The 25,808-nt window shown below is 37.8% G+C and carries 28 protein-coding genes; 16 read left to right on the top strand and 12 right to left on the bottom strand.

Annotated features, from left to right (window positions below):
* Window positions 1–50: 50 nt before the first annotated feature.
* From AC056_RS05645 to AC056_RS05630, 4 genes are all read left to right on the top strand, one after another.
* Window positions 51–2,297 (top strand): bifunctional prephenate dehydrogenase/3-phosphoshikimate 1-carboxyvinyltransferase, encoded by a 2,247-nt coding sequence (locus AC056_RS05645; protein ID WP_191010207.1) that lies wholly within the window; start codon window positions 51–53, stop codon window positions 2,295–2,297.
* Between the two features lie 127 nt (window positions 2,298–2,424).
* Entirely contained in the window at window positions 2,425–2,808 is a 384-nt protein-coding gene (locus AC056_RS05640) for a hypothetical protein (protein ID WP_004700537.1), read from the top strand.
* 233 nt (window positions 2,809–3,041) lie between these two features.
* Window positions 3,042–4,472: a formylglycine-generating enzyme family protein gene (locus tag AC056_RS05635; RefSeq protein WP_171262121.1), complete on the top strand. Its 1,431-nt coding sequence runs from the start codon at window positions 3,042–3,044 to the stop codon at window positions 4,470–4,472.
* A gap of 151 nt (window positions 4,473–4,623) precedes the next feature.
* Complete coding sequence (locus AC056_RS05630) at window positions 4,624–6,084, top strand: aminoacyl-histidine dipeptidase (protein WP_077162978.1); 1,461 nt, start codon at window positions 4,624–4,626, stop codon at window positions 6,082–6,084.
* Between the two features lie 33 nt (window positions 6,085–6,117).
* On the opposite strand, the gene rtcA is transcribed toward AC056_RS05630, so the two are convergent.
* The 5 genes from rtcA to AC056_RS05605 form a co-directional block, all read right to left on the bottom strand.
* Complete coding sequence (gene rtcA, locus AC056_RS05625) at window positions 6,118–7,164, bottom strand: RNA 3'-terminal phosphate cyclase (RefSeq protein ID WP_077162977.1); 1,047 nt, start codon at window positions 7,162–7,164, stop codon at window positions 6,118–6,120.
* Between the two features lie 259 nt (window positions 7,165–7,423).
* The gene (locus AC056_RS05620) at window positions 7,424–7,882 is read right to left on the bottom strand and encodes a DIP1984 family protein (protein WP_019457118.1); all 459 of its coding nucleotides are present in this window, start codon (window positions 7,880–7,882) and stop codon (window positions 7,424–7,426) included.
* A gap of 12 nt (window positions 7,883–7,894) precedes the next feature.
* On the bottom strand, window positions 7,895–8,278 hold the full coding sequence (locus tag AC056_RS05615; RefSeq protein WP_077162976.1) for a hypothetical protein: 384 nt from the start codon (window positions 8,276–8,278) through the stop codon (window positions 7,895–7,897).
* 2 nt (window positions 8,279–8,280) lie between these two features.
* Window positions 8,281–9,549 (bottom strand): RtcB family protein, encoded by a 1,269-nt coding sequence (locus tag AC056_RS05610; protein WP_077162975.1) that lies wholly within the window; start codon window positions 9,547–9,549, stop codon window positions 8,281–8,283.
* Between the two features lie 255 nt (window positions 9,550–9,804).
* Window positions 9,805–10,779 (bottom strand): ribonuclease Z, encoded by a 975-nt coding sequence (locus tag AC056_RS05605; protein ID WP_077162974.1) that lies wholly within the window; start codon window positions 10,777–10,779, stop codon window positions 9,805–9,807.
* Between the two features lie 67 nt (window positions 10,780–10,846).
* On the opposite strand from AC056_RS05605, the gene rtcR reads away from it, so the two are divergent.
* Window positions 10,847–12,445, top strand: coding sequence for an RNA repair transcriptional activator RtcR (gene rtcR / locus AC056_RS05600; RefSeq protein ID WP_077162973.1), 1,599 nt, complete (start codon window positions 10,847–10,849; stop codon window positions 12,443–12,445).
* Window positions 12,446–12,504: 59 nt separating this feature from the next.
* Here rtcR and AC056_RS05595 read toward each other — a convergent pair whose 3' ends face one another.
* The gene (locus AC056_RS05595) at window positions 12,505–13,137 is read right to left on the bottom strand and encodes an alpha/beta hydrolase (RefSeq protein ID WP_019457113.1); all 633 of its coding nucleotides are present in this window, start codon (window positions 13,135–13,137) and stop codon (window positions 12,505–12,507) included.
* Between the two features lie 125 nt (window positions 13,138–13,262).
* Between AC056_RS05595 and yaaA the strand changes: the two genes are divergently transcribed.
* From yaaA to AC056_RS05580, 3 genes are all read left to right on the top strand, one after another.
* Window positions 13,263–14,036 carry a peroxide stress protein YaaA gene (gene yaaA / locus AC056_RS05590; RefSeq protein ID WP_077162972.1) on the top strand — a complete coding sequence of 258 codons (774 nt, stop codon included), beginning with the start codon at window positions 13,263–13,265 and terminating at the stop codon, window positions 14,034–14,036.
* Between the two features lie 19 nt (window positions 14,037–14,055).
* Window positions 14,056–14,685, top strand: coding sequence for a metal-dependent hydrolase (locus AC056_RS05585; RefSeq protein ID WP_077162971.1), 630 nt, complete (start codon window positions 14,056–14,058; stop codon window positions 14,683–14,685).
* 99 nt (window positions 14,686–14,784) lie between these two features.
* Window positions 14,785–15,549, top strand: a complete 765-nt coding sequence (locus AC056_RS05580; RefSeq protein WP_077162970.1) for a hypothetical protein — start codon at window positions 14,785–14,787, stop codon at window positions 15,547–15,549.
* A 118-nt stretch (window positions 15,550–15,667) separates the two neighbouring features.
* Here the strand turns inward: AC056_RS05580 and AC056_RS05575 are convergent, their stop codons facing one another.
* The 5 genes from AC056_RS05575 to AC056_RS05555 all read right to left on the bottom strand — a co-directional run bounded on the left by AC056_RS05575 (window position 15,668) and on the right by AC056_RS05555 (window position 18,400).
* Complete coding sequence (locus AC056_RS05575) at window positions 15,668–16,453, bottom strand: thiazole synthase (protein ID WP_001154366.1); 786 nt, start codon at window positions 16,451–16,453, stop codon at window positions 15,668–15,670.
* A 13-nt stretch (window positions 16,454–16,466) separates the two neighbouring features.
* Entirely contained in the window at window positions 16,467–16,664 is a 198-nt protein-coding gene (gene thiS / locus AC056_RS05570) for a sulfur carrier protein ThiS (RefSeq protein ID WP_004700562.1), read from the bottom strand.
* A gap of 13 nt (window positions 16,665–16,677) precedes the next feature.
* Window positions 16,678–17,043: a DUF423 domain-containing protein gene (locus AC056_RS05565; RefSeq protein ID WP_077162969.1), complete on the bottom strand. Its 366-nt coding sequence runs from the start codon at window positions 17,041–17,043 to the stop codon at window positions 16,678–16,680.
* A gap of 111 nt (window positions 17,044–17,154) precedes the next feature.
* Window positions 17,155–18,021 (bottom strand): RNA polymerase sigma factor RpoH, encoded by an 867-nt coding sequence (gene rpoH / locus AC056_RS05560; protein WP_002049311.1) that lies wholly within the window; start codon window positions 18,019–18,021, stop codon window positions 17,155–17,157.
* Between the two features lie 133 nt (window positions 18,022–18,154).
* Window positions 18,155–18,400 carry a sulfurtransferase TusA family protein gene (locus tag AC056_RS05555; protein WP_039254768.1) on the bottom strand — a complete coding sequence of 82 codons (246 nt, stop codon included), beginning with the start codon at window positions 18,398–18,400 and terminating at the stop codon, window positions 18,155–18,157.
* A 375-nt stretch (window positions 18,401–18,775) separates the two neighbouring features.
* Here AC056_RS05555 and AC056_RS05550 point away from each other — a divergent pair, with 375 nt between their 5' ends.
* Both AC056_RS05550 and rhlB read left to right on the top strand, forming a co-directional pair.
* Complete coding sequence (locus AC056_RS05550; protein WP_000126912.1) at window positions 18,776–18,988, top strand: cold-shock protein; 213 nt, start codon at window positions 18,776–18,778, stop codon at window positions 18,986–18,988.
* Between the two features lie 110 nt (window positions 18,989–19,098).
* Complete coding sequence (gene rhlB, locus AC056_RS05545; protein ID WP_004700570.1) at window positions 19,099–20,250, top strand: ATP-dependent RNA helicase RhlB; 1,152 nt, start codon at window positions 19,099–19,101, stop codon at window positions 20,248–20,250.
* Window positions 20,251–20,288: 38 nt separating this feature from the next.
* On the opposite strand, the gene AC056_RS05540 is transcribed toward rhlB, so the two are convergent.
* Entirely contained in the window at window positions 20,289–20,669 is a 381-nt protein-coding gene (locus AC056_RS05540; protein WP_019457108.1) for a hypothetical protein, read from the bottom strand.
* 203 nt (window positions 20,670–20,872) lie between these two features.
* Between AC056_RS05540 and AC056_RS05535 the strand changes: the two genes are divergently transcribed.
* From AC056_RS05535 to AC056_RS05510, 6 genes are all read left to right on the top strand, one after another.
* On the top strand, window positions 20,873–21,448 hold the full coding sequence (locus AC056_RS05535) for a nitroreductase (protein WP_004700574.1): 576 nt from the start codon (window positions 20,873–20,875) through the stop codon (window positions 21,446–21,448).
* A gap of 34 nt (window positions 21,449–21,482) precedes the next feature.
* The gene (locus tag AC056_RS05530; RefSeq protein WP_077162967.1) at window positions 21,483–22,556 is read left to right on the top strand and encodes an NAD(P)H-dependent glycerol-3-phosphate dehydrogenase; all 1,074 of its coding nucleotides are present in this window, start codon (window positions 21,483–21,485) and stop codon (window positions 22,554–22,556) included.
* Window positions 22,557–22,612: 56 nt separating this feature from the next.
* Window positions 22,613–23,068: a SixA phosphatase family protein gene (locus AC056_RS05525; RefSeq protein WP_039254772.1), complete on the top strand. Its 456-nt coding sequence runs from the start codon at window positions 22,613–22,615 to the stop codon at window positions 23,066–23,068.
* Between the two features lie 22 nt (window positions 23,069–23,090).
* A complete protein-coding gene (gene gspL / locus AC056_RS05520) occupies window positions 23,091–24,230 on the top strand; it encodes a type II secretion system protein GspL (protein WP_077162966.1) in 1,140 nt (379 codons plus the stop codon).
* Window positions 24,230–24,709: a type II secretion system protein GspM gene (gene gspM, locus AC056_RS05515; RefSeq protein ID WP_077162965.1), complete on the top strand. Its 480-nt coding sequence runs from the start codon at window positions 24,230–24,232 to the stop codon at window positions 24,707–24,709. The genes gspL and gspM overlap by 1 nt, the downstream gene beginning before the upstream one ends.
* A gap of 89 nt (window positions 24,710–24,798) precedes the next feature.
* Window positions 24,799–25,803 (top strand): quinone-dependent dihydroorotate dehydrogenase, encoded by a 1,005-nt coding sequence (locus AC056_RS05510; protein ID WP_019457103.1) that lies wholly within the window; start codon window positions 24,799–24,801, stop codon window positions 25,801–25,803.
* Window positions 25,804–25,808: the final 5 nt, after the last annotated feature.

Raw genomic sequence — 25,808 nt, 5'->3', positions numbered from 1 at the left:
TAAATTGCTCAGAGGTTTAAATCACTTTGAGCAAAAACAAAGTTGAAGTTATGTCACAACCCCTATTTAAAAAAGTTGCATTTATTGGTTTAGGACTCATCGGGTCGAGTTTGGCGCGTATTATTTTTGCAGAAAAATTGGCGACAACAGTTGTTGCATCCACACGCTCACAGAAAACTTTAGAAGATGCAAAATCACTTGGCTTAATACAAGAAGGTTTTTCCGATCCTGTAGAAGCTGTGAAAGGGGCCGATTTAGTTGTTTTAGCCTTGCCAGTGCGTGCTACACAAAAAGTGCTTGAGCAAATTAAACCGTATTTGTCAGAAACTACGATTGTAACTGACGTGGGTAGTACAAAAGGTAATGTCGTTGATGCAGCAAAAGCTGTATTTGGTGAAGACTTACCTGTAGGTTTTGTGCCGGGACATCCTATTGCTGGTAGTGAGCACACAGGTGTTCATGCAGGTAAGGTTGATCTATTTGCAAATCATAAAGTGATTTTAACGCCGTTGCCAACAAGTGCAGAATGGGCTGTTGATAAACTGATTCAACTATGGTCGGCTGCTAAAGCTGAAGTGATTTGTATGGATGTTGCCAAGCACGATGAGGTTTTGGCACATACGAGTCATTTACCGCACTTAATGGCATTTAATTTGGTTGAGCAACTTGCAAACCGTGAAGATAATCTTGATATTTTCCGTTATGCAGCTGGTGGCTTTCGTGATTTCTCACGGATTGCAGCCAGTGATCCTCAAATGTGGCATGACATTTTCTTTGCCAATAAAACAGCAATATTAAATGCTGTAGATGGCTTCGAAAAGCAACTTACAGTACTTAGACAATTGATTGAAAGCGAAGACTCTAATGCATTAATGGGTTTACTCGGTCATGCTCAGGCAGCACGTCAGCATTTCAATCATATGTTAGCCAAAAAACCTTTAATGGAGAAAAATAAGGTGACACAGCAATTCAGTATCTTACCGGGAAATAAGGCTTTTAAAGGTAAATTTACCGTACCGGGTGACAAATCTGTGTCACATCGCTCCATTATGTTTGGTGCTATTGCTGAAGGCACTACCCATGTAACTGGCTTCCTCGAAGGTGAAGATGCTTTGGCAACTTTGCAAGCTTTCCGTGATATGGGTGTAAGCATTGAAGGCCCTAAAAATGGTGAAGTGACCATTCATGGCGTAGGCATGCATGGTTTAAAAGCGCCAGCAAGTGCATTGTATATGGGTAACTCTGGTACAAGCATGCGTTTACTTTCAGGCATGTTATCAGCGCAAAAGTTTGATTCAGTAATGACGGGTGACGCTTCACTTTCTAAGCGTCCAATGGAACGTATTGCTAAACCATTACGCTTAATGGGTGCGCAAATTCAGACTACAGGTGAGAAAGGTACACCACCTGTAAGCATTACGGGTAGTCAGCAATTAAAAGGCATTCAATACGATTTACCTATGGCATCTGCTCAGGTGAAATCAGGTATTTTACTTGCTGGTTTGTGGGCTGAAGGTGAAACTTCGGTAACTGAGCCAGAGCCAACTCGTGACCATACAGAGCGCATGCTTCGTGCATTTGGTTATGAAGTTAAAACTGAAGGCAACAAGATTTCTCTTGTTGGTGGCGGAAAATTAGTAGGTACTGATATTCAGGTTCCATCTGATATTTCATCTGCTGCTTTCTTTATGGTGGGTGCTGCAATTACTGAAGGTTCTGATGTTGTTTTGGAAGCTGTAGGTATTAACCCAACACGTACTGGTGTAATTGAAATTTTGAAACAGATGGGTGCAGATCTGACTGTTCAAAATGAACGTATTGCTGGTGGCGAACCTATTGCTGATATTCATATTAAAGGTTCACGCACGCTTAAAGGCATTCATATGCCTGAAGACCAAGTACCTTTAGCAATCGATGAATTCCCAGCTTTATTTATTGCAGCGGCTTGTGCCGAAGGTCAAACAGTATTAACTGGTGCGGCAGAACTTCGCGTGAAAGAGTCTGACCGTATTCAGGTGATGGCAGATGGCTTAAAAATCATGGGTATTGACTGCACGCCAACTGAAGATGGCATCATTATCGAAGGTAAAGGCAAATCTGGCGATTGGTCACCAATCTTCGCTGGCGGTGAAATTGAATCACACCACGACCACCGTATTGCTATGAGTTTTAGTATGGCAGGTCTTCGTAATTCTGGTCCGATTACAATTCATGGTACTGAAACCGTTGCTACAAGTTTCCCAACTTTCACTGAGTTGGCGAATCGTGCAGGTTTAACAATCGAAGTTAGCCAATAACTTTTTACCTAACACATTTTATAATTGCTAACACAATAGCAACGGCAGCAGCGAGCTAAAAGCTTGGCTGCTGTTTGTTTATTGCTTATGCTAAGTGCAGATAATGATAATAGTGTTAGGACAAAGGATGAAAAAATTACAATTTATTGCCAGTTGCCCACAACATGGGGTGCTTGATCATCCACCAAATGAATGCCATATCACTCAAGAATATGTAGCGGCTTTATTATTTAAACAATTGGGGCATTATGGTTTCGATGCACAGCATATTGTGCATGAACATGAAAAGGTAGAAGTGAGTATTGATAATCATCTTTTACCTTTGTCTATTACTTGTCAAAAAACAGACCATGATGGACACCTGATGTGTGAAATTTCTGCCAATCCAGATGAAGAACAAGACTGGTTTGAGAAAATTGAAACACAAAGCATTATTCGCCAGCTTGCACAGGCCGTTGAAAATAGTTTGAAAGCCGATCAGAGTTTTTCCCAATTTGTTTGGAAGTCTTGATCAATTAAATATATTTTATGAAGTAAGGGTGAACATATTTGTTCACCCTTTTTATTTATTAATATTGATAAGAATTATTTATTTTTGTAGTGACATTATTTAATAAAAATTAACAAACGAAAAAATAATATTGTTTGAATTTTGAACTAATTTTCTATTAATTTAAAAATGCTTTTTAACAAAGAACTACTCAATTTCCTCTTCTTATTTATATTATTTTACAGAGAATTAACATGAACATAATTTCCAGTAATTATTCAAAAGGCTTTGGTATATTGATTATCTCCTTATTATCAGCGTGTAATAGTGATGATAAAGATACGACCATAAACTCAACAAACCAGAAGTTGCTAGAAGGAACAATTACTTCTTTAGAGAATCTTAAGCAAAATCTAGTATGGCAAGAAAATCAGTGTGATAGTGTCTATTCTAAAGTGATCAGTGAGGCAGCAATTGCTCAAAAATCAGCGGCAGAACTAAGAGCCAATATCGCTAGTTCAAATAATTTAGGAGTTTTTCTTGATAATCAAATTATTCCGAAACTAGCTCAGCTTACTGATGAGTCAACTGTATTAAGAGCGAGGTGTAATGCTCCAGACTATGATGGAACAGGCGTAAGTATTGAACGACCTGCCATGCTAAGGGAAATGTTAAGTGAATGGCAAGGAACAATTAATTTATTAATTCGTCAAATCAATAACCCGCCAAATATGAATCCTGAAATTAAATTAGCGTCATTAACCAACACCAATATTAATCAATCAACACTAGCAAAGTCTAAATTCAAAGATTGTTCAGATAGTTTTTGTCCAGAAATGACGGTTATTCCAGCTGGTAGCTTTTTAATGGGTGGAAATATAAATGAGCAAGAGCAACAAAATGTACCGGCTCAATCTCGACCATACGAATTACCTCAGCACTTAGTACAAGTCGAAAAACCATTTGCAATGTCAACTTATGAAACAACAATTGCTGAGTTTCAGGCTTTCCAAAAAGAAACTGGCTGGGAAGTCGAGGGATGTCGTAATTGGGAAACACGCAATGGTGTCTTCAATATGTGGTATCGAGATGATTTAAATCCGAATAATTCGGGTATGAATCAAACACCTCAGGATCCTGTTGTATGTGTACGCCGTGAAGATGGAAGAGAATTTGCGAAATGGTTATCTAAAAAAACAGGTCAGACCTACCGTTTACCAACAGAAGTTGAGTGGGAATATGCGGCGCGTGCTGGAACGACAACAGCGTACTATTGGGGAGATGACCTTAATCTTGATCAAGCTTGTAAATATGCAAATGTGTTAGATCCAACTACAGCCGCGGCAATACCCCAAACCAGTGGTTGGAGTCTATTTAATTGTACGGATGGTTATGCATTTACGTCACCAGTCGGGAAGTTTTTACCAAACAATTTTGGTTTATATGATATGAGTGCCAACGCACGAGAATGGGTGGATGACTGCTGGCATTCAAATTATGAAAATGCTCCTAGTGTGAATCGTCGCTGGGGTGAAGAAAATAATGGACAGTGTAATTTCCCTGTTTTACGTGGAGGGGCATGGATATATAACACTTATAATGTGCGAACTGCTTATCGTAATGCATATGTAACTTCACAAGCTCGTTCAATTATGTGGGGATTCCGTTTGGTTCGCGAAATTTAGCTTTGATTTTTATACCTAATATATTCTACATTTAAAGTCATTTTTTTAATTTATCAGCGTCGATTTTAATAAAAAGCTAAAACTGCGCTGATAAATTCTTATCTTTCAATAAACCTACGTTTATTAAGAATATTTGTGAGAGTATAAATATATGGTGCCATTTGATTTTTCGAACTTATCTCCTCAAGTGGTTTGGCAGCATTTTCAAACACTTTGCACTATTCCACGTCCCTCAAAGCACGAACAGCAGCTTCGTGAGTTTTTAAAAAACTGGGCTGAAAGTCGAAATTTAGAAACTTACGTAGATGAAGTTGGTAATTTAATTATCCGTAAGAATGCGACCACGGGTAAAGAACATGTGTCTGGCGTTATTCTTCAAGGCCACTTAGATATGGTCACACAAGCTAACACTGGCACAGTACACGATTTCCTTAAAGACCCGATTTGTCCAGTCTTTGAAGATGGCTGGTTAATTGCTAAAGATACTACTTTAGGTGCCGATAATGGCATTGGTGTAGCCCTAGCTTTAGCTGTATTAGATTCAAATGATATTGCTCATGGGCCAATTGAAGTTCTCTTAACAGTCGATGAAGAAGCAGGCATGAGTGGTGCACGGCTTTTACAGGCAGGTGTACTAAAGGGAAAATGGTTATTTAATATTGATACAGAAGAGTGGGGCGAGTTATATCTCGGATGTGCTGGCAGTATTGATGTTGAAGTAGAACAATCACTCACGTATGAACCAATTTCTGAAAATTTGACGGTTGTAAATATTCAGATTGCTGGCCTTAAAGGTGGTCACTCTGGTGTAGATATTCATTTAGGACGTGGCAATGCCAACGTTATTCTGGCCCGCTTTTTAAATGAGTATTTAGCAAAGCTTGGTGGACACCTTGTTGAATTTACAGGTGGTACGGCCCGTAATGCTTTACCGAGAGAAGCAGTAGCAACCATTGCAATTTCATCTAATCAGTTACCCGAATTAGAAAAATTACTCGCTGAATATCAAGCAGTATGGAAAAACCAACTGCAGGGTATTGATGACAACCTGCGATTAACTATTCAACCTACTAGCGTTGAAGTGACCGAAGTGATTGCCCAACAACAGCAAAACGAGTGGTTACAAGCTTTAGCAACAAGTCCTTATGGCGTTGCAAGTATGAGTCAAGCTTTACCAGACGTAGTTGAAACTTCAAATAATATTGGAGTGGTGAGACTAAATAGAGAAGGCGGAAAAGCTGTTTTGATGGTTCGCTCAATGGTGAACCAAGAAGCTCAAGATTTTGCAGAAAAAATTCAGGCACATTTTAGTCAATTTTATATCGCCTCTATACTCACACCATTAGTTTCAGGTTGGACACCAAATCCTGACTCGGCGGCTTTAAAGTGCCTACAACAAGCCTATCAAAATGCATTTAATATTGAGCCAAATCTTAAAGTGATTCATGCGGGCTTGGAGTGTGGAATTATTGCCGAGCATTATCCAGATTTACAGATGGTTTCTTTTGGCCCGGATATTCAAGGGGCGCATGCGCCGGGCGAACGAGTAAAAGTAGATACTGTAGAGAAATGCTGGAAGCTACTGGTAACCGCTTTGGCATCTATAGAGTAATTTTTAGGTTTAAGAAGCTCAGTTATGAGCTTCTTAAATTTTGACCTTTACATGAAAATGATCTGGATTTAACTCAACAAACTCGATTTCACAATCAATAAATTTTTCAATCATGGCCGCTTGAGTACGAGTGTGTTCGCTAATACATTGTGCGGTGAATTCACCCCCTTGACCTAATGTCAAAGGTAGCAGTAACTGGTCTGCCAAATATTCATCTACAACAGCCTGCGAAGATAAATATAGCTTTACATCTTTTGCTAAATGATCAGCTATTTGCTCTGCACTTTTGCTCTTCTCACCTAAAGCTGTAAATAGTTGGCTGTGATATTGATGAGTAACTTTCACATATACTGTATTGCCTTGGCTAATTCCATTTAAATGAAATTGCTGCTGAGAGCTTAAGTTTTGCTTTTTACTTAATGTGGTTAATTCGCGTTGTGCAATTTGTGCTTCTTCTGAAAGATTTAATACTGCTGCAAAAGCCTCATTGCTTTGTAAAACACCACGATCTAATAAATTTAGCTTGTTTCGATTTTGCCATGGCTGAATGGTAACTTGAATTTCACCCGCACCAATTGGAAAGAAGCCAGCTTTATTTAATTTAAAATTTACGTTAATTCCAATCTTCGCTAGAGCAGGTAAAAAGCAATGTTCAATAAAATCTGCTGTTGGTGCAAGTGGATTATGTGTACCGCCTGAAATGGTGAGTTCGCTAGCTTCATTTTGTAATAACAAAACAGGTAGAAGCGTTTGTAAAACCAGTGTTGTACTACCCGCTGAACCAATTTGAAATTGATATTTACCACTTTGAACATGCTGAGGTGCGAAATATAAACGCTGGCTATGTAATTCAGCGCCTTCCACATAAGCTTGGCTAATTTGTTGAGATGCCTGTACGCAAACTAAATGCTGGCGCATTAAACCTGGTTTTTTACGTCCTGCACGTATATTAATTAATTCAAACGGTTGGCCTGTAATCATTGAAAGCGCAAGGACAGTTCTTAAAATCTGTCCACCGCCTTCACCTTGTGAACCATCAATTTGAATGGCTTTTGGCATATTTGCCAAAACTGTATTCACTTCTATTTTCCTTATTTTCTAATTTAATGAACATACTGTCAGTACATGGTAATGCTAAGTAACGCGTGACTTTGCTTTTGACAAAGGTTTGCTAGGTGCATAGTGCTGAGCCTGATAAGTGAATATCGATGCACGGCTCACATGCTGCCATAGCCGCCTGAATTATTTTCAATCCCTCAGATCGGAGTAATGCAGGATCTTGTACTCGCCCAGTATGTCCAAACTTTGATTGTGAAAATGATTTCACAAAATTTATTGTTTAATCGATAAGATCAATTTGCCAATTAGCAGCCTGAATTTTTACGTTTAAGTCACGTAGTTTCGCACTGATATCATCCGCCTGCTTTTGTAAGTTAGAAACAGGAATGACTTTCTTCCACTTAATTTCACGTGAGCTATAACGATCAGGTTCTCGATGTGTATTGGCAATCGCATCTATTAAAATCTTATGCTGTTCAGCATAATTATCGCGTAAGCTTAATAGGGACAACAATACTTTTCCATCTTCCAGTTTTGCTTGTGCATTGGTCAAATGAATACGACAAATCAATTGATTGCTTTCCTGAGTTAAAGCAAATATCTGTTTGATCAGTTCATTTGGATCTTCACTAGGTTCATCACCGTCTTGTACCAATACATTGGCATTAATTCGTTGTTTTAACGAAGCAAGCTTTTTTTGTTGATCGCTTCGAAGTAAAAGTGCTTCTGCGAGTTTCATTTTATTTACCTTTTATTCAATATGTACAATTACTAAGTTCGAAATATCTTCTAATTGCATAGTAATTTTTGCACATTCAGTAATGTCTTCTAACGTTTCATCTTCATGCCAAGTTGTCATAAAACAATGATCGGCTGGTGGTTGATAGTTATAAAAAACTAGATATGTTTCATCTAGGACATCATCCCAAATAGAACACTCATATCCTGTAACCATCGCTTGAATACAATGTTTGGAATAGACAATCTGCTTACAAATCCAATTACGCCATTCAGGCAGAATTTGATCGGTTTTCACCACCAAAATTATGTAATAGGGTTGCTCAGGTAGAATCAGATGCTTTTCTTCATTTGCTTTGATTCTATAACTTCGAATATCTAAACAATATTTTTCCATGATTAACCCTTAACACACACCACTTGTCTTAATGTATAAACCACTTCAACCAAATCGCTTTGTGCTTTCATTACATCCTCAATCGGTTTATATGCCGATGGAATTTCATCAATAACAGCAGCATCTTTACGGCATTCCACACCTTCAGTTTGGGCAATTTGATCTTCTACAGTAAAACGTCGTTTTGCTTCAGTACGGCTCATAACACGGCCTGCACCATGCGAACATGAACAGAAAGCCTCCTGATTTCCAAGTCCACGGACAATAAACGACTTCGCACCCATTGAACCTGGAATAATTCCATATTCACCTAAGCGCGCACGGACTGCACCTTTACGAGTGACCATTACTTCTTTACCGTAATGTTCTTCTTTTTCCACATAGTTATGGTGACAGTTCACTGCTTCCAAACGTGCCTGAAAAGGCTTTGGTACAATAGTAGCCAAGGCTTTAATCGCAGATTGCATCATGATTTCTCGGTTCTTCATCGCAAAGCGTTGAGCCCAACCTACAGCAAACCAGTAATCATCAAAGTGTTCAGTTCCTTCTACTAGGTATGCTAAATCTTTATTTGGCAAATTAATGAAATGCTTCTGCATGTCTTTACGGGCAAGTTCGATAAAATGATTACCTATAGCATTTCCTACACCACGAGAACCTGAGTGCAACATAATCCAAACATGATCATGCTCATCTAAACAGATTTCAACAAAGTGGTTTCCAGTACCTAAAGTTCCCAAGTGCTTGCGATTATTGGTGTTTTTTAAACGTGGATGTTTTGCACAAATGTATTCAAAATCTGCAACAAGATCAGCCCAAGCTTGATCTACCATTTCTGGTGGAGTCTCCCATGAACCACGATCACGTCCGCGCTTAGTCACTCCATGTGGAATTAATCGTTCTAGTTCAGTACGTAGAGCATGTAAGTTATCTGGTAAATCTGAAGCAGTTAAGCTTGTACGGGTTGCCATCATTCCACAACCAATATCTACACCCACAGCAGCAGGAATAATTGCCCCTTTGGTTGGAATTACGCTACCAATAGTTGCTCCTAAACCGAAGTGTACATCTGGCATTACAGCCATCCATTTATAAATAAAAGGCATTTGTGCTGTTTGTAATAATTGTTGTTTTGAGTTGTCATCAACAAGCACGCCTTTAGTCCACATTTTGACTGGCATACTTTTTTCATTTTGCAGAACTTCATAAGAACGTTGTTGCTGCTTTTGTTCAAATTGAGCTTGTTGTTTAATTTCTTCAATGACAGACATTTTCTTTTCCTTTCAAAGCCTGCCTGCCAAGCGTTTGCAGGCAGGTGTTATTCACAATATCCGAATGATGTTGTGTGCTTTGTACTATTGCACTGAGTGTGCCAACTTTTTTTAAAACTAGTAAATTAAAATCCAAGATATTGAAAATAATAAATAAAAATAATTTTAATCTATATCTAGTAAATTTTATTGATGGTTTCTGATGTTAAAAATATATCCAAAAAGATATTTAAATATATTTTTGGATATATGTATTTAATGAGCCTTCCCGTTTTTATCGACTTTTAAAAGCTGTCCAGCTTCATTTAAAGTAAATTCATCAAAATCATTGGCTAAATAAAAATGACCTTCATAAAACTGGCGAACTTCGTCAGTAATAGCTTGTTGCCCAGCTTTATCCTGATGTCGGGGGCTAAAATGCGTCAGAATTAAATTGCTTAAAGATTGCTGTTCTGCAAATTCAGCCACCATTTTTGCTGAGCTATGCATTGGACCTTTGCCGACTTTATCTAAAACCGTTTGTAAGTATGTGGACTCATGAATAAGGAGTTGAGCATCTTTGCAAGCGTCAGCTAATAGTTCTGGTTGATCATTATCACCACCTATAATTGCATGAACTTGTTGATTTTGAATTTTGATAAAGTCTTCAGCTTTTAAGGTTTGTCCTTTAAATTCAATATTGTAGCCTCGTTTCAAATGGCCCCACATATCGCCTTGAGGTACGCCAAGCTGAGTTAGAGCTTGGGTATCTAACTTCTTCTCAATAGATTTGATATAAATGCTAAAAGCAAAACTTGGAACACGATGGCTTAGTGGATGTGCTTGAACAATGAATTCGTCAGTGATTTGTTGTGGCTGCGTTGCTTCATTCACATCAATAAATTGAAGGGAATAGGGTAAATGTAAATCTGTAAGTTCGGCAGTGATTTCAAACCATTGCTGAATTTCTTTCGGTGCAATCACGATTAAGGGTTTGCTACGGGCATTCATGCCTGCACTTGCTAATAAACCAACTAGACCATAACAATGGTCGCCGTGAACATGTGTAATACAAATGGCAACTAGGTTTTGTAGTGAAAGTTTAGCTTGTTGAATACGGTGCTGTGTCCCTTCGCCAGCATCAATTAAAATCCAGTCCTTATTTTTGCTATTACGAACTGCTAATCCTGAAACATTACGTGTCAGGGTCGGTACACCTGAAGATGTGCCTAAAAAAGTAAAATGAAGCATATTCTTGGAATTTTTTGGTCAAATGCGTATTGTATATTATAGACACTTATAAAATTTTATAGAAATTATGGCGGATGCAAAGAAAACAGTTGTTATTGGCTTTGTCGGTTCTACACTTGATCAGGGGAGAAGGCCAGATCGCTGGCAGCGTTGGCGTCCTACACTTAGTCTGTTAATGCATGAAGATTTGCTTGTAGATGAATTGGTACTTCTACATGATCGACAGCATCATAATTTAGTTAAATCTATAGCAGCAGATGCTAAAGAGATTTCTCCACAAACTGAAGTTTCTGGACATAAGGTCAGTATAAAAGATCCTTGGGATTTTGCTGAAGTTTATGGTGCACTCTATGACTTTGTAAAAACCTATCCGTTTGATGTCGAAAAAAATAACTATTTACTGCATATCACGACAGGAACGCATGTTGCTCAAATTTGTTGGTACTTATTGGTAGATGCACATTATTTGCCAGCTCAACTCATTCAAAGTTCACCTAACCAACACAAGACATCAGAAGGTGAATATAGAATTATTGATCTAGACTTATCTCGATACGATGTTTTAAAACAGCGCTTCGATGATGAGCAAAAGCAGAATTGGCAACAACTTAAAGCCAATATTTCTACTCATAATAAAGCGTTTAATCAGCTTATTGAGGAAGTTGAATTAGTTGCAACTCGTTCTAGTGCGCCTATTTTAATAATGGGTGCAACAGGGGTTGGTAAGTCCCATTTGGCAAAACAAATTTTTCAGTTAAAGAAAGATAAATTTCAATTAAGCGGCCGTTTTATTGATGTTAACTGTGCAACCTTGCGTGGTGATAGTGCCATGTCGACCTTATTTGGTCATATAAAAGGTGCATTTACAGGAGCAGCTGCATCTCGTGCTGGTTTATTAAAAAGTGCTGATCAAGGCATTTTATTTTTAGATGAAATTGGTGAATTGGGACTTGATGAACAAGCTATGCTGCTAAAAGCACTAGAAGACAAAAGCTTTTTTCCTGTTGGAAGTGATAAGGAAATTCAAGCCGATTTTCAGCTAATAGCGGGTACTAATCGTGATTTGCGCAATGAAGTTCAAGCGGGCCGTTTTCGTGAAGATCTATGGGCTCGTTTGAATACGTGGACATTCTTTTTACCAAATTTAAAAGACCGTGTAGAAGATATTGCACCCAATATTGATTTTGAGTTACAGCGTTTTGCTGCAATTCATCAAAGACAATTACGTTTTCAACGTGATGCATTAGAAACATATTTAAAGTTTGCTAAATCGGCAGATGCATCATGGCAAGGAAATTTTAGAGATTTAGCCGCGAGCGTAACTCGTTTGGCAACTTTATCTCAAGGTGAGTTAATACGTCGTGAGGCTGTAGAAAAAGAAATTGAGCGCCTAAAGCAACTTTGGCTTATTCAGGGTGAATCTTACAATGATAAAAATACAGATATTTTGTTGAACTATTTGGCTTCTGAACAAATAGAGCAAATAGATGAATTTGATCAGATTCAATTACGAGGTGTGCTCAAAGTCTGTGAAAATTCAAAATCAATGGCAGAGGCGGGAAGACAACTCTTTTCGGTATCTCGCCAACAACGTAATACAACAAATGATAGCGACCGAGTGAAAAAATATTTAGCGCGTTTTGGGTTAAGTTGGAATAATTTTTAGCAGTTACTGTGCTTCTGAAATGATGGACATAGACTCAATCTATGCCCATCAAATATACTTTATTTCATGATAATAAAGCGTGTAATGATTTGACGAAGCTGTTTTAAATAACCTGTAAAGAAGTGATTAGCGCCCGGTAAAATCGTAATTGGATGCTTCTGTGGTTTTGCCCATGCAATTGCATCTGAAAGTAAGGTAATGTCATCTTGCTCACCATGAATGAGTAGAATATCACCTTGAATTTCAGGAGTTTTATAGTGACGCAAGCCAACTACAGTCGCTGTTGGCAAGCCACACAAAATTAACTGTACTGGTTGTAATTCTGGACTAAGCTGCGCATAACATTTTGCCAAAACGTGTGAACCGAAGCTAAAACCGCCTGCATAGAATGGTAAGCCTTCATGAAGCTTACGAACATGCTCAATCACAGCTAAAATATCTTCGGTTTCGCCATGACCTTCATCATGAACACCTTCACTACCGCCTAAACCACGGAAACTAGGACGGTAAACAATACAACCATATTCATTAAAGATTTGAGTTAAAAGAGCAGGGACTTTATGTTGAGGAGTTCCACCTTGCAATGGATGCGGATGGCAAACGACCGCAAAGCCTTTGATTTCACCTTCAGGGCGGTCTACAAAAAGTTCAATTTTACCAACTGGACCCTGAATGAAAATTTGCTCAGACATATAAGAATCGATAAATAACAATACGTATTCCTATTTTACCGATAGTCGTCATTGAAAACACGAGTTAGCATTAAAAAATATCTACTGTTATAGTTGGTATTAAGAATAATTTTTTCAGGTTGTCTATGCTTGCTTTAATTTCTCCTGCAAAAACTTTAGATTATGAAACAGCGTTACCTACAGATGAGTTTACTCAGCCGCGCTTATTAGAAAACTCAGCACAATTAATTGATGTTTGCCGCAAACTTTCCGCTTCGGAAATTGCGACTTTAATGAGTGTTAGTGAAAAAATTGCCACACTCAATGCAGATCGTTTTAGAGATTGGAATCCCGAATTTAATTTCTCAAATGCTCGCCAAGCAATCTATGCATTTAAAGGTGATGTTTATACTGGTTTAGATGCTTACCATTTAAAAGACAAAGATATTAATTTTGCACAGCAGCATTTGCGTATGCTCTCTGGTCTATATGGTTTATTGCGTCCTTTAGATTTAATGATGCCTTATCGTCTTGAGATGGGCACTAAATTAAAAAATACGCGTGGCCATAATTTGTATGAATTTTGGGGTGATATCATCACTAACCAGATTAATGAAGACTTGGCTGCAATTAAATCTGAATTGTTGGTAAATCTAGCTTCAGATGAATATTACAAGTCTGTCAATGAAAAGAAAATTAAGGCTGAAATTGTGAAGCCTGTTTTCCTTGACCAGAAAAATGGCAAATATAAAGTCATTAGTTTCTATGCAAAAAAAGCACGCGGTTTAATGGCTCGTTTTATTATTGAAAACCAATTAAATAAAGCTGAAGATATCAAAGCGTTTAATACTGAGGGTTACTACTTTGATGCTGATAACTCATCTGCAAAAGAGTTGGTATTTAAACGTGATGAACAATAATCCTGTGTATGGTTAAAATATGATGATGCAGCTTTATTTATCAAAACTAGAACATGTTTGGTTTGAGCTGCATCAGCACTATCACTTTTCTGAGCCTCAAAAAATCTTGGATGAACTCATTGCGGCTTATGGTGAAAAGCAGCGAGCCTACCATAGCGTGCAGCATTTATATGAATGTTTGAGTTTGCACCTATCGATTCAGTCCGAATTAAATGATCCTTCTGCTGTCGCATTGGCTCTTTGGTTTCATGATGCGATCTATAACCCTCAAGCACCAGATAATGAGCTTAAAAGTGCTGAGTTATTTGAACAATTGATGGCTCAAGATTTATTGCCCGATACTCTAGCGAAAATAAAGCGCTGGATTCTTGCGACTCAAAAGCATGCATTAACCGATGAAACAGATTTGCAATTTTTGTTGGACATCGATTTAGCTATTTTGGCAGCACCACCTGAACGTTTCATACAATATGAACAGCAAATTCAGCAGGAGTATGCGTGGGTTGAACCAGAAGTATATTCAATCAAAAGAAAAGAAGTTTTAATGCATTTTTATCAGTCTGAGCCACTTTATCAAACTGCATATTTCCAAAAAAATTTTGAGCTAAATGCCAAGCAAAATTTAAAGAGCACATTAGGTTTAGCCTAAGCTAAATATAAGAATTTAGATTTGTCGATTATAATAATATGCTAGTTTTTTAATTGCTTATCTTTATAATGGGGTGGTTGATTAATATACATTAAAGCTATGAAAAAAATAAATTTATATATATTTATACTTCTGTCTCCTTTTGCTCATGCAGAGCCAAGTCATGATATGGCGCGTTTTCAAGAGTTGGGTGCGTTACATGTGCAAAAATATAATAACCCTCAATGTAGAGCTTTACGGGATTTTGCCCAAAATACTGCAAGCCATTATCGAAGAGCTTACAATGGTCAACAATCATTGAAAAAAGCTGATGAAAATGCACATTTTGAAGCAGTGAATGCAATAAAAACTATTGTTGAACAAGATATTCCTTTACCTTTTAATTATCAGTTTCTAGTTGAACAAAGCTCAGTTATTAGAAAAGGTGTATTCTCTGGTCACCTTAAGAATTCGGAGGAATATCTTGATGGGGTTTATAATAAATGCGCATCACTTTTGGCTATGAGTGAGTATAGTAATAATGATAATTATGAACGTGTTGTAGATTACTCCAAAGGTGAAGATAAGAGATACCATCCTAAAATTACAAAAATTGAGGAGGTTTGTGATAGGGCTGATTTTCCTGATGTAATGGAAAAAGCTAGAACTAATATTAAAGATTTTGCTAAAAATAAAAAATTGACTACTGAACAATTTTTAGATCGATCTAATTATCTTTCAATCAATAGACTGGCAGAGGATATGTTGCAAGCGGGCTTAGATGAAAGATTAATCAATATTCAGTTTTTATTAAATTTATATAATGCTCCTAAACTTGGTTTAAAGACAGGCCATCTTCAGCCTAGATGTATAATTAATAGATAAATTTTAAATAGCTAATCATAAAATTGAGTAAATTTTTCTTAGGGGCTCGGTGGAAAATTTAAAAAAATCTCTAAAAGTAAAGGAACCACTGAGAAAGCAGTGATTCCATAGAAATAGATTATTTAAAGAAATAACCTGTTTCTGGTGAGCTTGCATTTGCCATGCGTTTACGTGGCATACGTCCCGCTAAAAATGCTTCACGTCCTGCTTCAACAGCTTTTTTCATTGCAGAAGCCATCAAAATAGGATTTTGGGCAGCTGCAATTGCAGTATTCATGAGCACGCCGTCACAACCGAGTTCCATTGCAATAGCGGCATCACTTGCTGTACCAACGCCTGCATCGACTAGCACGGGTACTTTCGCATTTTCTTTAATAATTGAAATAGTGTGCGGATTTAAGATACCTAAACCTGAACCAATCAGACTGCCTAATGGCATAATCGCAACACAGCCCATACTTTCAAGTTCTTGAGCAATGATTGGGTCATCAGACGTGTAGACCATAATCTCAAAACCGTCATCAATCAAAGTACGAGCGGCTTTTAAAGTCTCGGTTACATTTGGATATAAGGTTTTTTCATCACCTAAAACTTCGAGTTTTACCAAGTTGTGACCGTCTAGAAGTTCACGCGCTAACATACATGTGCGTACTGCGCTATCAGCATCAAAACAACCTGCGGTATTTGGCAAAATTGTATATTTTTCTGGTGGAATGACTGAAAGTAAATTCGGTTGATCTGGATTTTGTCCAATATTCACACGACGAATTGCGACAGTTACAATTTCTGCACCACTGGCTTGAATAGCTAAATCCGTTTCATTTAAGTCTTTATATTTGCCAGTTCCTACCAATAAACGAGATTGAAAAGAACGTGAACCAATAATGAGAGGGGTGTCTTGCATGGATAACTCCGACTTAGCCGCCGCCAACAGCGTGAATAATTTCGATACGGTCATGTTGAGCAATCGTAATTTGCTCTAATTTGCTTTTAGAAACGATTTGCTGATTGTGTTCAACAGCAAAACGTTTTCCTTCAAGTGCCAGTTCCTGAATGAGTTGCAACAGGTTTTGGCTAGGCGTGTCCGTTAATTCGCCATTTAAATAAATTTGCATGATCACATTCCGATTATTTAGCGTATTTGAAAGCATTCCAAGCCAAGATCAGCCATCCAGCAATCATTAAGGCTCCACCGATTGGTGTAATTGCGCCTAATATTCGTGGTAAACCTAGTGCCATGATATAAAGCGAACCACAGAAAAATAGAATACCAATTTGAATAAGCAAGAAAGATAACTTGATTGGAAAGAGAGGAAGAGCCTTACTTAAAATACCAAGTGCTAGTAGGCCTAAAGCATGATAAAAAAAGTAATCGGTTGCAGTCTGCCACCAAGCAAGTTGCTCAGGACCCGCGTGAGCTTTAAGACCATGTGCTCCAAAAGCACCCAACATGACTGCAAAAGCAAGATTAAGGGCTGAAATGGCAATCCACATAACAAAAAACGCTACTGAATAATGAAAGGCAACGTTACCATAGAATAGGTTGGCTAAACATAGCCAGATAAAACAAAAGGGCTTATCGCCCTTTTATTTTTTTCATTTAATTTAGCTTGCTGACATTGCGACTTTAATTTTTTCCATCGCATTTTTTTCAAGCTGACGAATACGTTCCGCAGAAACATTATATTCAGCAGCAAGCTCGTGTAGGGTAGATTTATCATCATCTAACCAACGACGCTGCAAAATATTACGCGAACGATCATCTAACTGATCCATGGCATCATGTAAAGCAGATGTGCTTTGTTCTTCCCAGTCTTCATTTTCAACTAAACGAGCAGGGTCGTAGCGGTTATCTTCAAGATACAACGCAGGCGCTGTGTGTGGTGTGTCATCGTCGTCATCGCCTTGTGCCTCAAAGGCAGCATCATAAGCAGTTAAACGACCTTCCATTTCCAGAACTTGTTCTGGAGTTACATTTAAGTCATTAGCAATCGATTGAGCTTCTTCGAGCGTTAATTTTTTACTCGATTTTTTTAGGCTACGTAAATTGAAAAATAATTTACGTTGAGCTTTTGTCGTTGCAATTTTGACAATACGCCAGTTGCGAATAACGTATTCGTGAATTTCTGCCTTAATCCAGTGGACGGCAAAAGAGACAAGACGTACGCCCATATTTGGGTCGAAACGTTTTACGGCTTTCATTAAGCCTAAGTTACCTTCTTGAATAAGGTCGCCTTGTGGTAGGCCATAACCTGCATAGCTGCGCGCAATATGAACGACAAAACGTAAATGCGACATTACCAGCATTTTTGCGGCATCAAGATCTTGGTCATAATAATAACGTTCAGCAAGTTCTTTTTCTTGCTCGGCCGTTAAAATAGGAATCTGATTGACAGTACTGATATATGCACCAAGGTTTACACCGGGCGCAGACAATGACAGGGGCATCAATTGATTGCTGCTGTCACTCATGAGTTCTCCTTATAGGATAGGATGGATTAACCAATAAATTCATCTTAATTTGAATTGTCTTCATAATTAAGGAAAATTGGGTAGAAAAATGTAAAATTTTATGCAGTTTCTAATCTTTTATTTTATCAAAGAATCATTGAGTTTCAATTAAATAGTGAAATTCTCTTTCCGAAATCTGCATGGTTTGACACATAAAATGATGTAAATTGCAGTAACGGGTTACATCAATTTCACTATGTGGGTCAGATGACTTTAATAAAAACAGTTGCTTTCCAGATACTTTTTTAAGCTCACGTTTTAACATTAATAAGGGCATTGGACATGGTTGACCAAGCGCATTAATTTCAATGGGGGTAATAGCAGAAGAGGTAGTGCTCATTCATCATAAAAACAACTAAAAAAAATATTCTAACAAATTTTTTTATGAACTCTAGCTGTTTTATAAAATTATGAGGTCACGGATTCTTATAAAAATTCTAGTCATAAGGTGTTTAAAAAAAGAGCTAAAAAATAGGGGAAATATTTGAAAAAAATTCTATTAATTGTCATAAACCCGTGTTAAGCTCGAACCGTTTTAGGGATTACCACACAGTTAAATTGTTTTAATAACCTATAACAAATGGATGTAACCGGAAATTGTTGATAGTTTTACAGAATGATTACAAGCTTTAAGATTATAAAAATTTTAAATCCTTGTTTACTCTGCTGTTTGCAACACCGGAAGGTCCTTTTTTCATCATCTGAGGATTGACTTATGACAGCTCGTGAACAAGGCGTAGTAAAGTGGTTTAATGACACTAAAGGCTTTGGTTTTATTCAACGTAACGGCGGCGACGATGTATTCGTTCACTTCCGTGCAATCGTAGGTGACGGTCACCGTTCTCTACGTGACGGTCAACGCGTAGAGTTTAGCGTTGTACAAGGTCAAAAAGGTTTTCAAGCTGAAAACGTTCAGCCTTTAGACTAAGACTAAATTCATCTTTTTGATGAATCATGGACGCTCCAATTTTTGAATTGGAGCGTTTTTGTTTATAATGATCTTCTCATTCGAGAGATTGTTTGTTAGAGCACGTATTTATGACATCTGGTTTTGAAACCTTGAATTTACATCCGCAACTTAAAAAGGCGATTGATGCTTTAGGGTTTACTCAAATGACCCCAATTCAGCAAAAGGTTTTAAAATATACATTAGCCGGGCATGATGCAATTGGGCGAGCACAAACAGGAACAGGTAAGACAGCTGCCTTTCTGATTAGTGTAATCAATGATTTACTCAATAATCCAATTAAAGAGCAACGTTTCCGTGGCGAGCCTCGTGCTTTAATCTTGGCACCTACTCGTGAGTTGGCATTGCAAATTGAAAGTGATGCGAAATTTCTCACAAAATTCTCTAATTTACATGTCGTAACCCTATTGGGTGGTGTCGATTTTGATAAGCAGAAGAAGCAACTTGATGCTAATTTTGTTGATATCATTGTTGCTACACCTGGCCGTTTAATTGATTTCGTAGAACAAAAAGAAGTCTGGCTCGATCAAATTGAATTTTTAGTGATTGATGAAGCTGACCGTTTATTAGATATGGGTTTTATTCCTTCGGTAAAGCGTATTGTTCGTTATTCACCGCGTAAGGAACAACGACAAACCCTCATGTTTTCAGCGACATTTAGCTACGATGTCTTAAATTTGGCAAGACAGTGGTTATTTGAACCTGTAACAGTTGAAATTGAACCTGAACAAAAGACCAATAACGATGTCGAACAACGTGTTTATGTTGTAGCTAAACAAGATAAATATCGTCTTTTACAAGATATTTTGCGTGAAGAACCGATTGATAAGGTCATGATCTTTGCAAATCGCCGTGATCAAGTGCGCCGCCTATATGACCATTTGAAAAAAGATGGATATAAAGTGGGAATGCTCTCGGGTGAAATTGCTCAAGACAAACGTATGAAAATGTTAGAGCAGTTTAAGCAAGGTAAACACAACATCATGATTGCAACCGATGTTGCTGGTCGTGGTATTCATGTGGATGGCGTATCGCATGTAATCAACTTTACTTTGCCTGAACAGTCCGATGATTATGTACACCGTATTGGTCGTACTGGTCGTGCAGGGGCGCAAGGTGTAAGTATTAGTTTCTTGTCTGAAGATGATGCTTTCTATTTACCAGAAATTGAAAAAGCAATTGGTAAAAAACTACCGCTCACACGATTAGATGGGTATTGCTAATAAAAAAATCCCAATCAGTTGATTGGGATTTTTTTCACTTAATTAATTTTACAGTAAAAAGTAAGAGTGGTTTGGTAATCATCATCTTTTGCTAAAGATGCATTTTTACCAGTTAAACTACCAATGACACCTGCAGCAGCTTCTACCATTTGACCAGTTTTTTCACTGACTACATCTTTTAATACACCGTGATAAGTAGTTTTTTCATCAACAATAACTGGGGTTGTGCTCTTAGAGCAGGTTTTTTGTGCGGCAGTCACTGCATTGTTTTTTGCAATTAAATTAGTTTTACCAATACCAGTTACTTCAAACTGATTATTTTCTTTTTGAATTGCTAAAGTGTTTTTAGGAGTAGTTGCACAAGCACCTAGTAATAAAATAACGCTACTCATTGCACTCGCTAAAATTATTTTTTTCATGATTCACCTAAGTTAACCGCCAAAAGATAGGGCTATTTGAACATAAGTTTTCTAATTGATTTTGAAGACGTTGTATGAGTTTTGAAGTTTTGTATTAAAAAATGTCAAACTATGAGTTCGCTATGTTTATAAGCTAGATTCCATGGTGGATTAACGGTAGATTATGCTAATCTATTTCGAATTTTTGAGTTAGATCAATATTAATGACGGATTCAGCAATACAAATAATTCACCAAAATATTCATCAGCGTCAGTCTATTGGCCAATTAATTGAACCCGCTCCAAACTCAGATCAATTAGAGTTGGCTTTTCAGGCTGCTTTAACAGCTCCAGATCATCATAGACTTAAGCCAACACGTTTTGTAATTGTTTCTGGCGAACAACGTGGAGCTTTTGGTGAGGTTCTAGCAAAAGCTTTAGCAGATTTAGGTGAAACTGATCCTGCTCAACTTGAACGCGTTAAGCAACATCCTTTTCGCGCTCCGCTACTTATTTTAGCGCTTACTCAGTTGCAAGATCATCCCAAAGTGCCACATTTTGAGCAAATCTTAAGTACAGGTGCGGCAGTACAAAATCTTTTGTTATCTTTGCAAGTTCAAGGGTTTTCAACCATGTGGCGTAGTGGTGCTGTTGTCGAATCAAATTGGTTAAAACAGCATTTAGGTTTGCAACCCCATGATTTAATATCAGGTATTATTTACGTTGGCACAGCAGCTAAAGCAATTGCACCACGTGCAGATATTGAAAGTAAAGAATTCGTAAAAGTTTGGCAGGCTTAAACGTCTGTAAAAGTAAGAAATAGGATAATAAAGCATGGCTGAATTTAAGTTTACAGATTTGGTGGAACCTGTTGCGGTCGATAAAAAAACGGCATTACGCATTACTGTTTTAGGCGGTGGTAGCTTTGGTACGGCCATGGCTAATTTGGCTGCTCGTAATGGCTGCGATACCATGATTTGGATTCGTGATTCCGAAACAGCAGAAGAAATTAATAAAACTCATATTAATAAGCGTTATTTGCCAGACTTCACTTTAGAATCTTCATTGCGCGCTGTTTCGGATTTGGAACAAGCTGTATGTGATCGAGATATTATTTTGGTCGCAATTCCTAGTCATTCTTTCCGCGATGTTTTAAAACAAATCGCGCCTTATATTACTGCGCAAGCAGTCGTGTCTTTAACCAAAGGTGTTGAAGCTAAAACGTTTAGTTTCATGAGCGATATTATTCGTGAAGAATTACCAGAAGTTCCATACGGTGTATTATCGGGTCCAAACCTTGCCAAAGAAATTATGGCAGGTATGCCATCTGGTACGGTGATTGCAAGTGATTCGGAACTTGTTCGTTATGCTGTACAACATGCACTGCATAGTGCGTTATTCCGTGTTTTTGGTAGTGATGATGTGCATGGCGTTGAATTAGGCGGTGCGCTTAAGAATATTTATGCAGTCGCGATGGGAATTGGGGCAGCATATAAAATTGGTGAAAATACCAAGAGTATGATCTTAACGCGTGCTTTGGCTGAAATGAGCCGTTTTGCGGTAAAGCAGGGTGCAAATCCACTTACGTTCTTAGGTTTATCTGGTGTTGGTGACTTATTTGCGACTTGTAATAGTCCATTGAGTCGTAATTATCAAATCGGTTATGCATTAGGTTCTGGTAAGACACTTGATCAGGCAAGTAAAGAGTTGGGTCAAACTGCAGAAGGTATTAATACAATTGTTCAAGTGCGTGGTAAAGCAGAAGAACTGGATGTGTATATGCCAATCACCAATGCCTTATATGAAGTAATTTTTGAGGGTGCTCCACCATTAAATATTGCGCTTTCACTTATGAAAAATGGGCACCGTAGTGATGTTGAGTTTGTTTTACCTCATCATGAAGTCTGACGAATAAATGTCATAAATTGTGGTTATAATGCAGGAATTATTAACAAGGAAATTTTATGCAACTGACATTAGTTCGTCATGGGGAAGCTGCTCCGCCAGTAAATGGTAATGATATTAAACGTCCACTTACTGCGCGTGGACATGCACAGGCTGAGCAAACAGCAACATTTTTAAAAGATATTGTTAAGCCAGATATTTTTGTTGTAAGCCCTTTACTGCGTGCTCAAGAAACATTAGCGCATATCCAGACATATTTTAAAGATGTGCCTGTATTGTTATGCGATAAAATTAAGCCAGATGATGATGCAAGAGAAGCGGTTGAGTGGTTGTCTCAAATTCCTTATGAGTCGATTGTGGTGGTTTGCCATATGAATGTTGTCGGTCATATCGCAGAGTTACTTACTCATGAGAACTTCAATCCATTTGCTCTTGCCGAAGCTAGAATTTATGATCAAGCTGTTATTGCAAATGGTTTATCAACACAAAAGAATAGTTTTATACCCACAATATAATTAAAAAGGTTATTTAGCCGACATGCTGTATATAAGGATGCCTGAAACCAATGGAACATGGCATTGGTCTAACGGAGAGAACTGGTTGCAGGCTACAAGTCTCGATCAATTAATACAAGACTTGCAAATACACCAAGGAAAAGAAGCTACAGTCTTTTTTCCGAGTCGTCATGCTCAAATGCTTCAGCAAACTATGGCAAAGTCCCACTATAAACAGCTTGGGGCTGATGGGGTTAAATATCTACTTGAAGAGTTTGTGACTTTGCCGATTGATCATATGAAAGTGGTTCATCATTTTCATGGCGATCAGTTAACTATATTGGGTGTTGCTCAGGGGATGGTTGAGACATGGCAACATTCTTTAGCATTGTTACCAACTAAACTTGCGGCCTTACTACCAGATTTTCTGATTTTACCTGAACCACAAGCTCAGCAAGTTATTCTGTGTAATATTGATCATCAGCTCTTGGTACGTGAAAATAAGTGGTTGGGCAATTCAGTTGATGATTTGGGGCTTTTTTTAGAATTTCAGGCAGCCGAAACGCATTATCAATATAGCGGTTTAACCGTAGAGCAGCTCGAAAGTTTAGTGGCGGCTTCAAGTGCTGATGAACGTTCTGAGTTTATTTATCAATTCCAGCCTTTAGATAAAACTAAGCAACATCCTTTTAATGTTTTACCAAAGTCAAAAGGCCAAGAGCGTACTTTTTCTAACTATTGGAAAGCTTGTGCTGCTATTGTTTTAGCAATTATTGTGGTGCAATTTAGCTATGATTTATTGCGTTGGGTTAAATTGAAAAAAGTGGCGAACCAAACCTCTGACCAAACAATTGAACAATATAAATACTGGTTTGGGCCATCTAGTCGCGTAACCGAACAAAATATTAAAGGTCAATTTGAAAGCCATTTAAGAATGAGCCAGCAGGGTGATACTCAAGCGCTTTCTTTGTTAAGTCGTGTTGGGCCTATTTTAATGCAAAGACAGATTTTGGCTCAGCAACTTAATTATGATGCTTCAATCCTAACAATGGCATTAAAAGCAAAATCGGCAGATGATTTACAAGCTTTGACACAACAATTGAATCAGCAAGGATTTAAGGCTGAGCTCGGTAACGTCCAAGCAAATGGTAGTGGTGCAATTGGGGTGGTGAAAATACAATAATGAAAATGTTAGCTCAATTGCAAAATCGCTTTGATCAGTGGATTGAACAAGTTGTTCAATATTTGGATCGTTTAACGGTCCGTGAACGTATTATGGTCATCTTTACTACAATTTTTGTGGTGGTGGCGATCATTGGCTCTTCGCTTTGGAAAATGCATTCTTTGGCAGAGCAACAGCAAAAGCGCTTAAATGATTTAAAAGATCTGATGGTGTGGATGCAAAGTAATGCTGTTACTATGAAGCCTGCAAATGAGCTTGAGCTTGATAAGTCTGGAAAAATCCAAAGAGTCGCTCAACAACAAGGCTTAACTGTGACTTCTCAGCAAAATGGAGAGCAGTTACAAATTATTGTAACACATCAAAATTATGCAATTTTAGCTAACTTTTTAACACAACTTGCACAGATGGGTCTTAGTATTCAGAAGATGGAAATGGTTTCCAGTGAAGGTCAGATTAAATTAACAGCGACAGTTCAATAACATATCAAAATATGCTTATGTCAAGCATGGTTTTTTGTGCTACCTGTGCCTATAATATGCGTACCTAAAATCAGTAGATTGTGATTGGTATGTTATATTCACTTGCTCGCCCGATGTTGTTTAGTTTAGCACCAGAGCGTGCCCATGAATTAACATTATCCATGCTTGATAAAGCACATAAGCTAGGCATGATGCGTCAGGCTGTACAAGCAAAGCCGACCAAATGTATGGGAATCGAGTTCCCTAATCCTGTAGGTTTGGCTGCGGGGCTAGATAAAAATGGTGCTCATATCGATGCCTTAGCCGGATTAGGTTTCGGTTTTATTGAAATTGGTACAATTACACCTCGCCCACAATCAGGTAATCCAAAACCACGTTTATTCCGTATTCCTGAAGCTAAAGCCATTATTAACCGTATGGGTTTTAATAATGATGGTGTTGATAAGCTTATTGAAAATGTTAAAGCTTCAAAGTTTAGAGGTATTTTAGGTATCAATATTGGTAAAAATGCCGATACGCCTGTTGAAAAGGCGGTTGATGATTACTTAATTTGTCTTGAGAAAGTTTATAACTACGCGTCATATATTACAGTTAATATTTCATCTCCAAATACTAAAAACTTGCGTAGTTTACAAAGTGGTGATGCGTTAACTGAATTGTTGCAAACACTAAAAGCACGTCAACTTGAGTTGGCTGAGCAATATAATCATTATGTTCCTTTGGTTTTAAAAGTCGCTCCTGACCTTACGGCTGAAGATGTTGAATTTATCTCTGCACAATTACTTGATTTTAAAATTGATGGTCTTATTGTGACTAATACGACTTTATCGAGAGAAGGGGTTGAAAACCTGCCTTACGGTAATGAGTCAGGTGGCTTGTCAGGCGCTCCTGTATTTGAGAAAAGTACAGAATGTTTGCGTTTATTTGCTCAATCATTAAAAGGACAAATTCCTTTGATTGGTGTGGGTGGTATATTGTCTGGTGAGCAGGCTTTAGCGAAACAACAAGCTGGAGCAACACTTGTTCAAATTTATAGTGGTCTAATCTATACGGGACCAACACTTGTAAAGCAATGTGTTGAAGCTATGACCTAATTGAA

The organism is Acinetobacter genomosp. 33YU, from assembly GCF_001990725.1.
Lineage (GTDB): Bacteria > Pseudomonadota > Gammaproteobacteria > Pseudomonadales > Moraxellaceae > Acinetobacter > Acinetobacter seifertii.
This window is presented reverse-complemented; position numbering and strand designations above follow the sequence as displayed.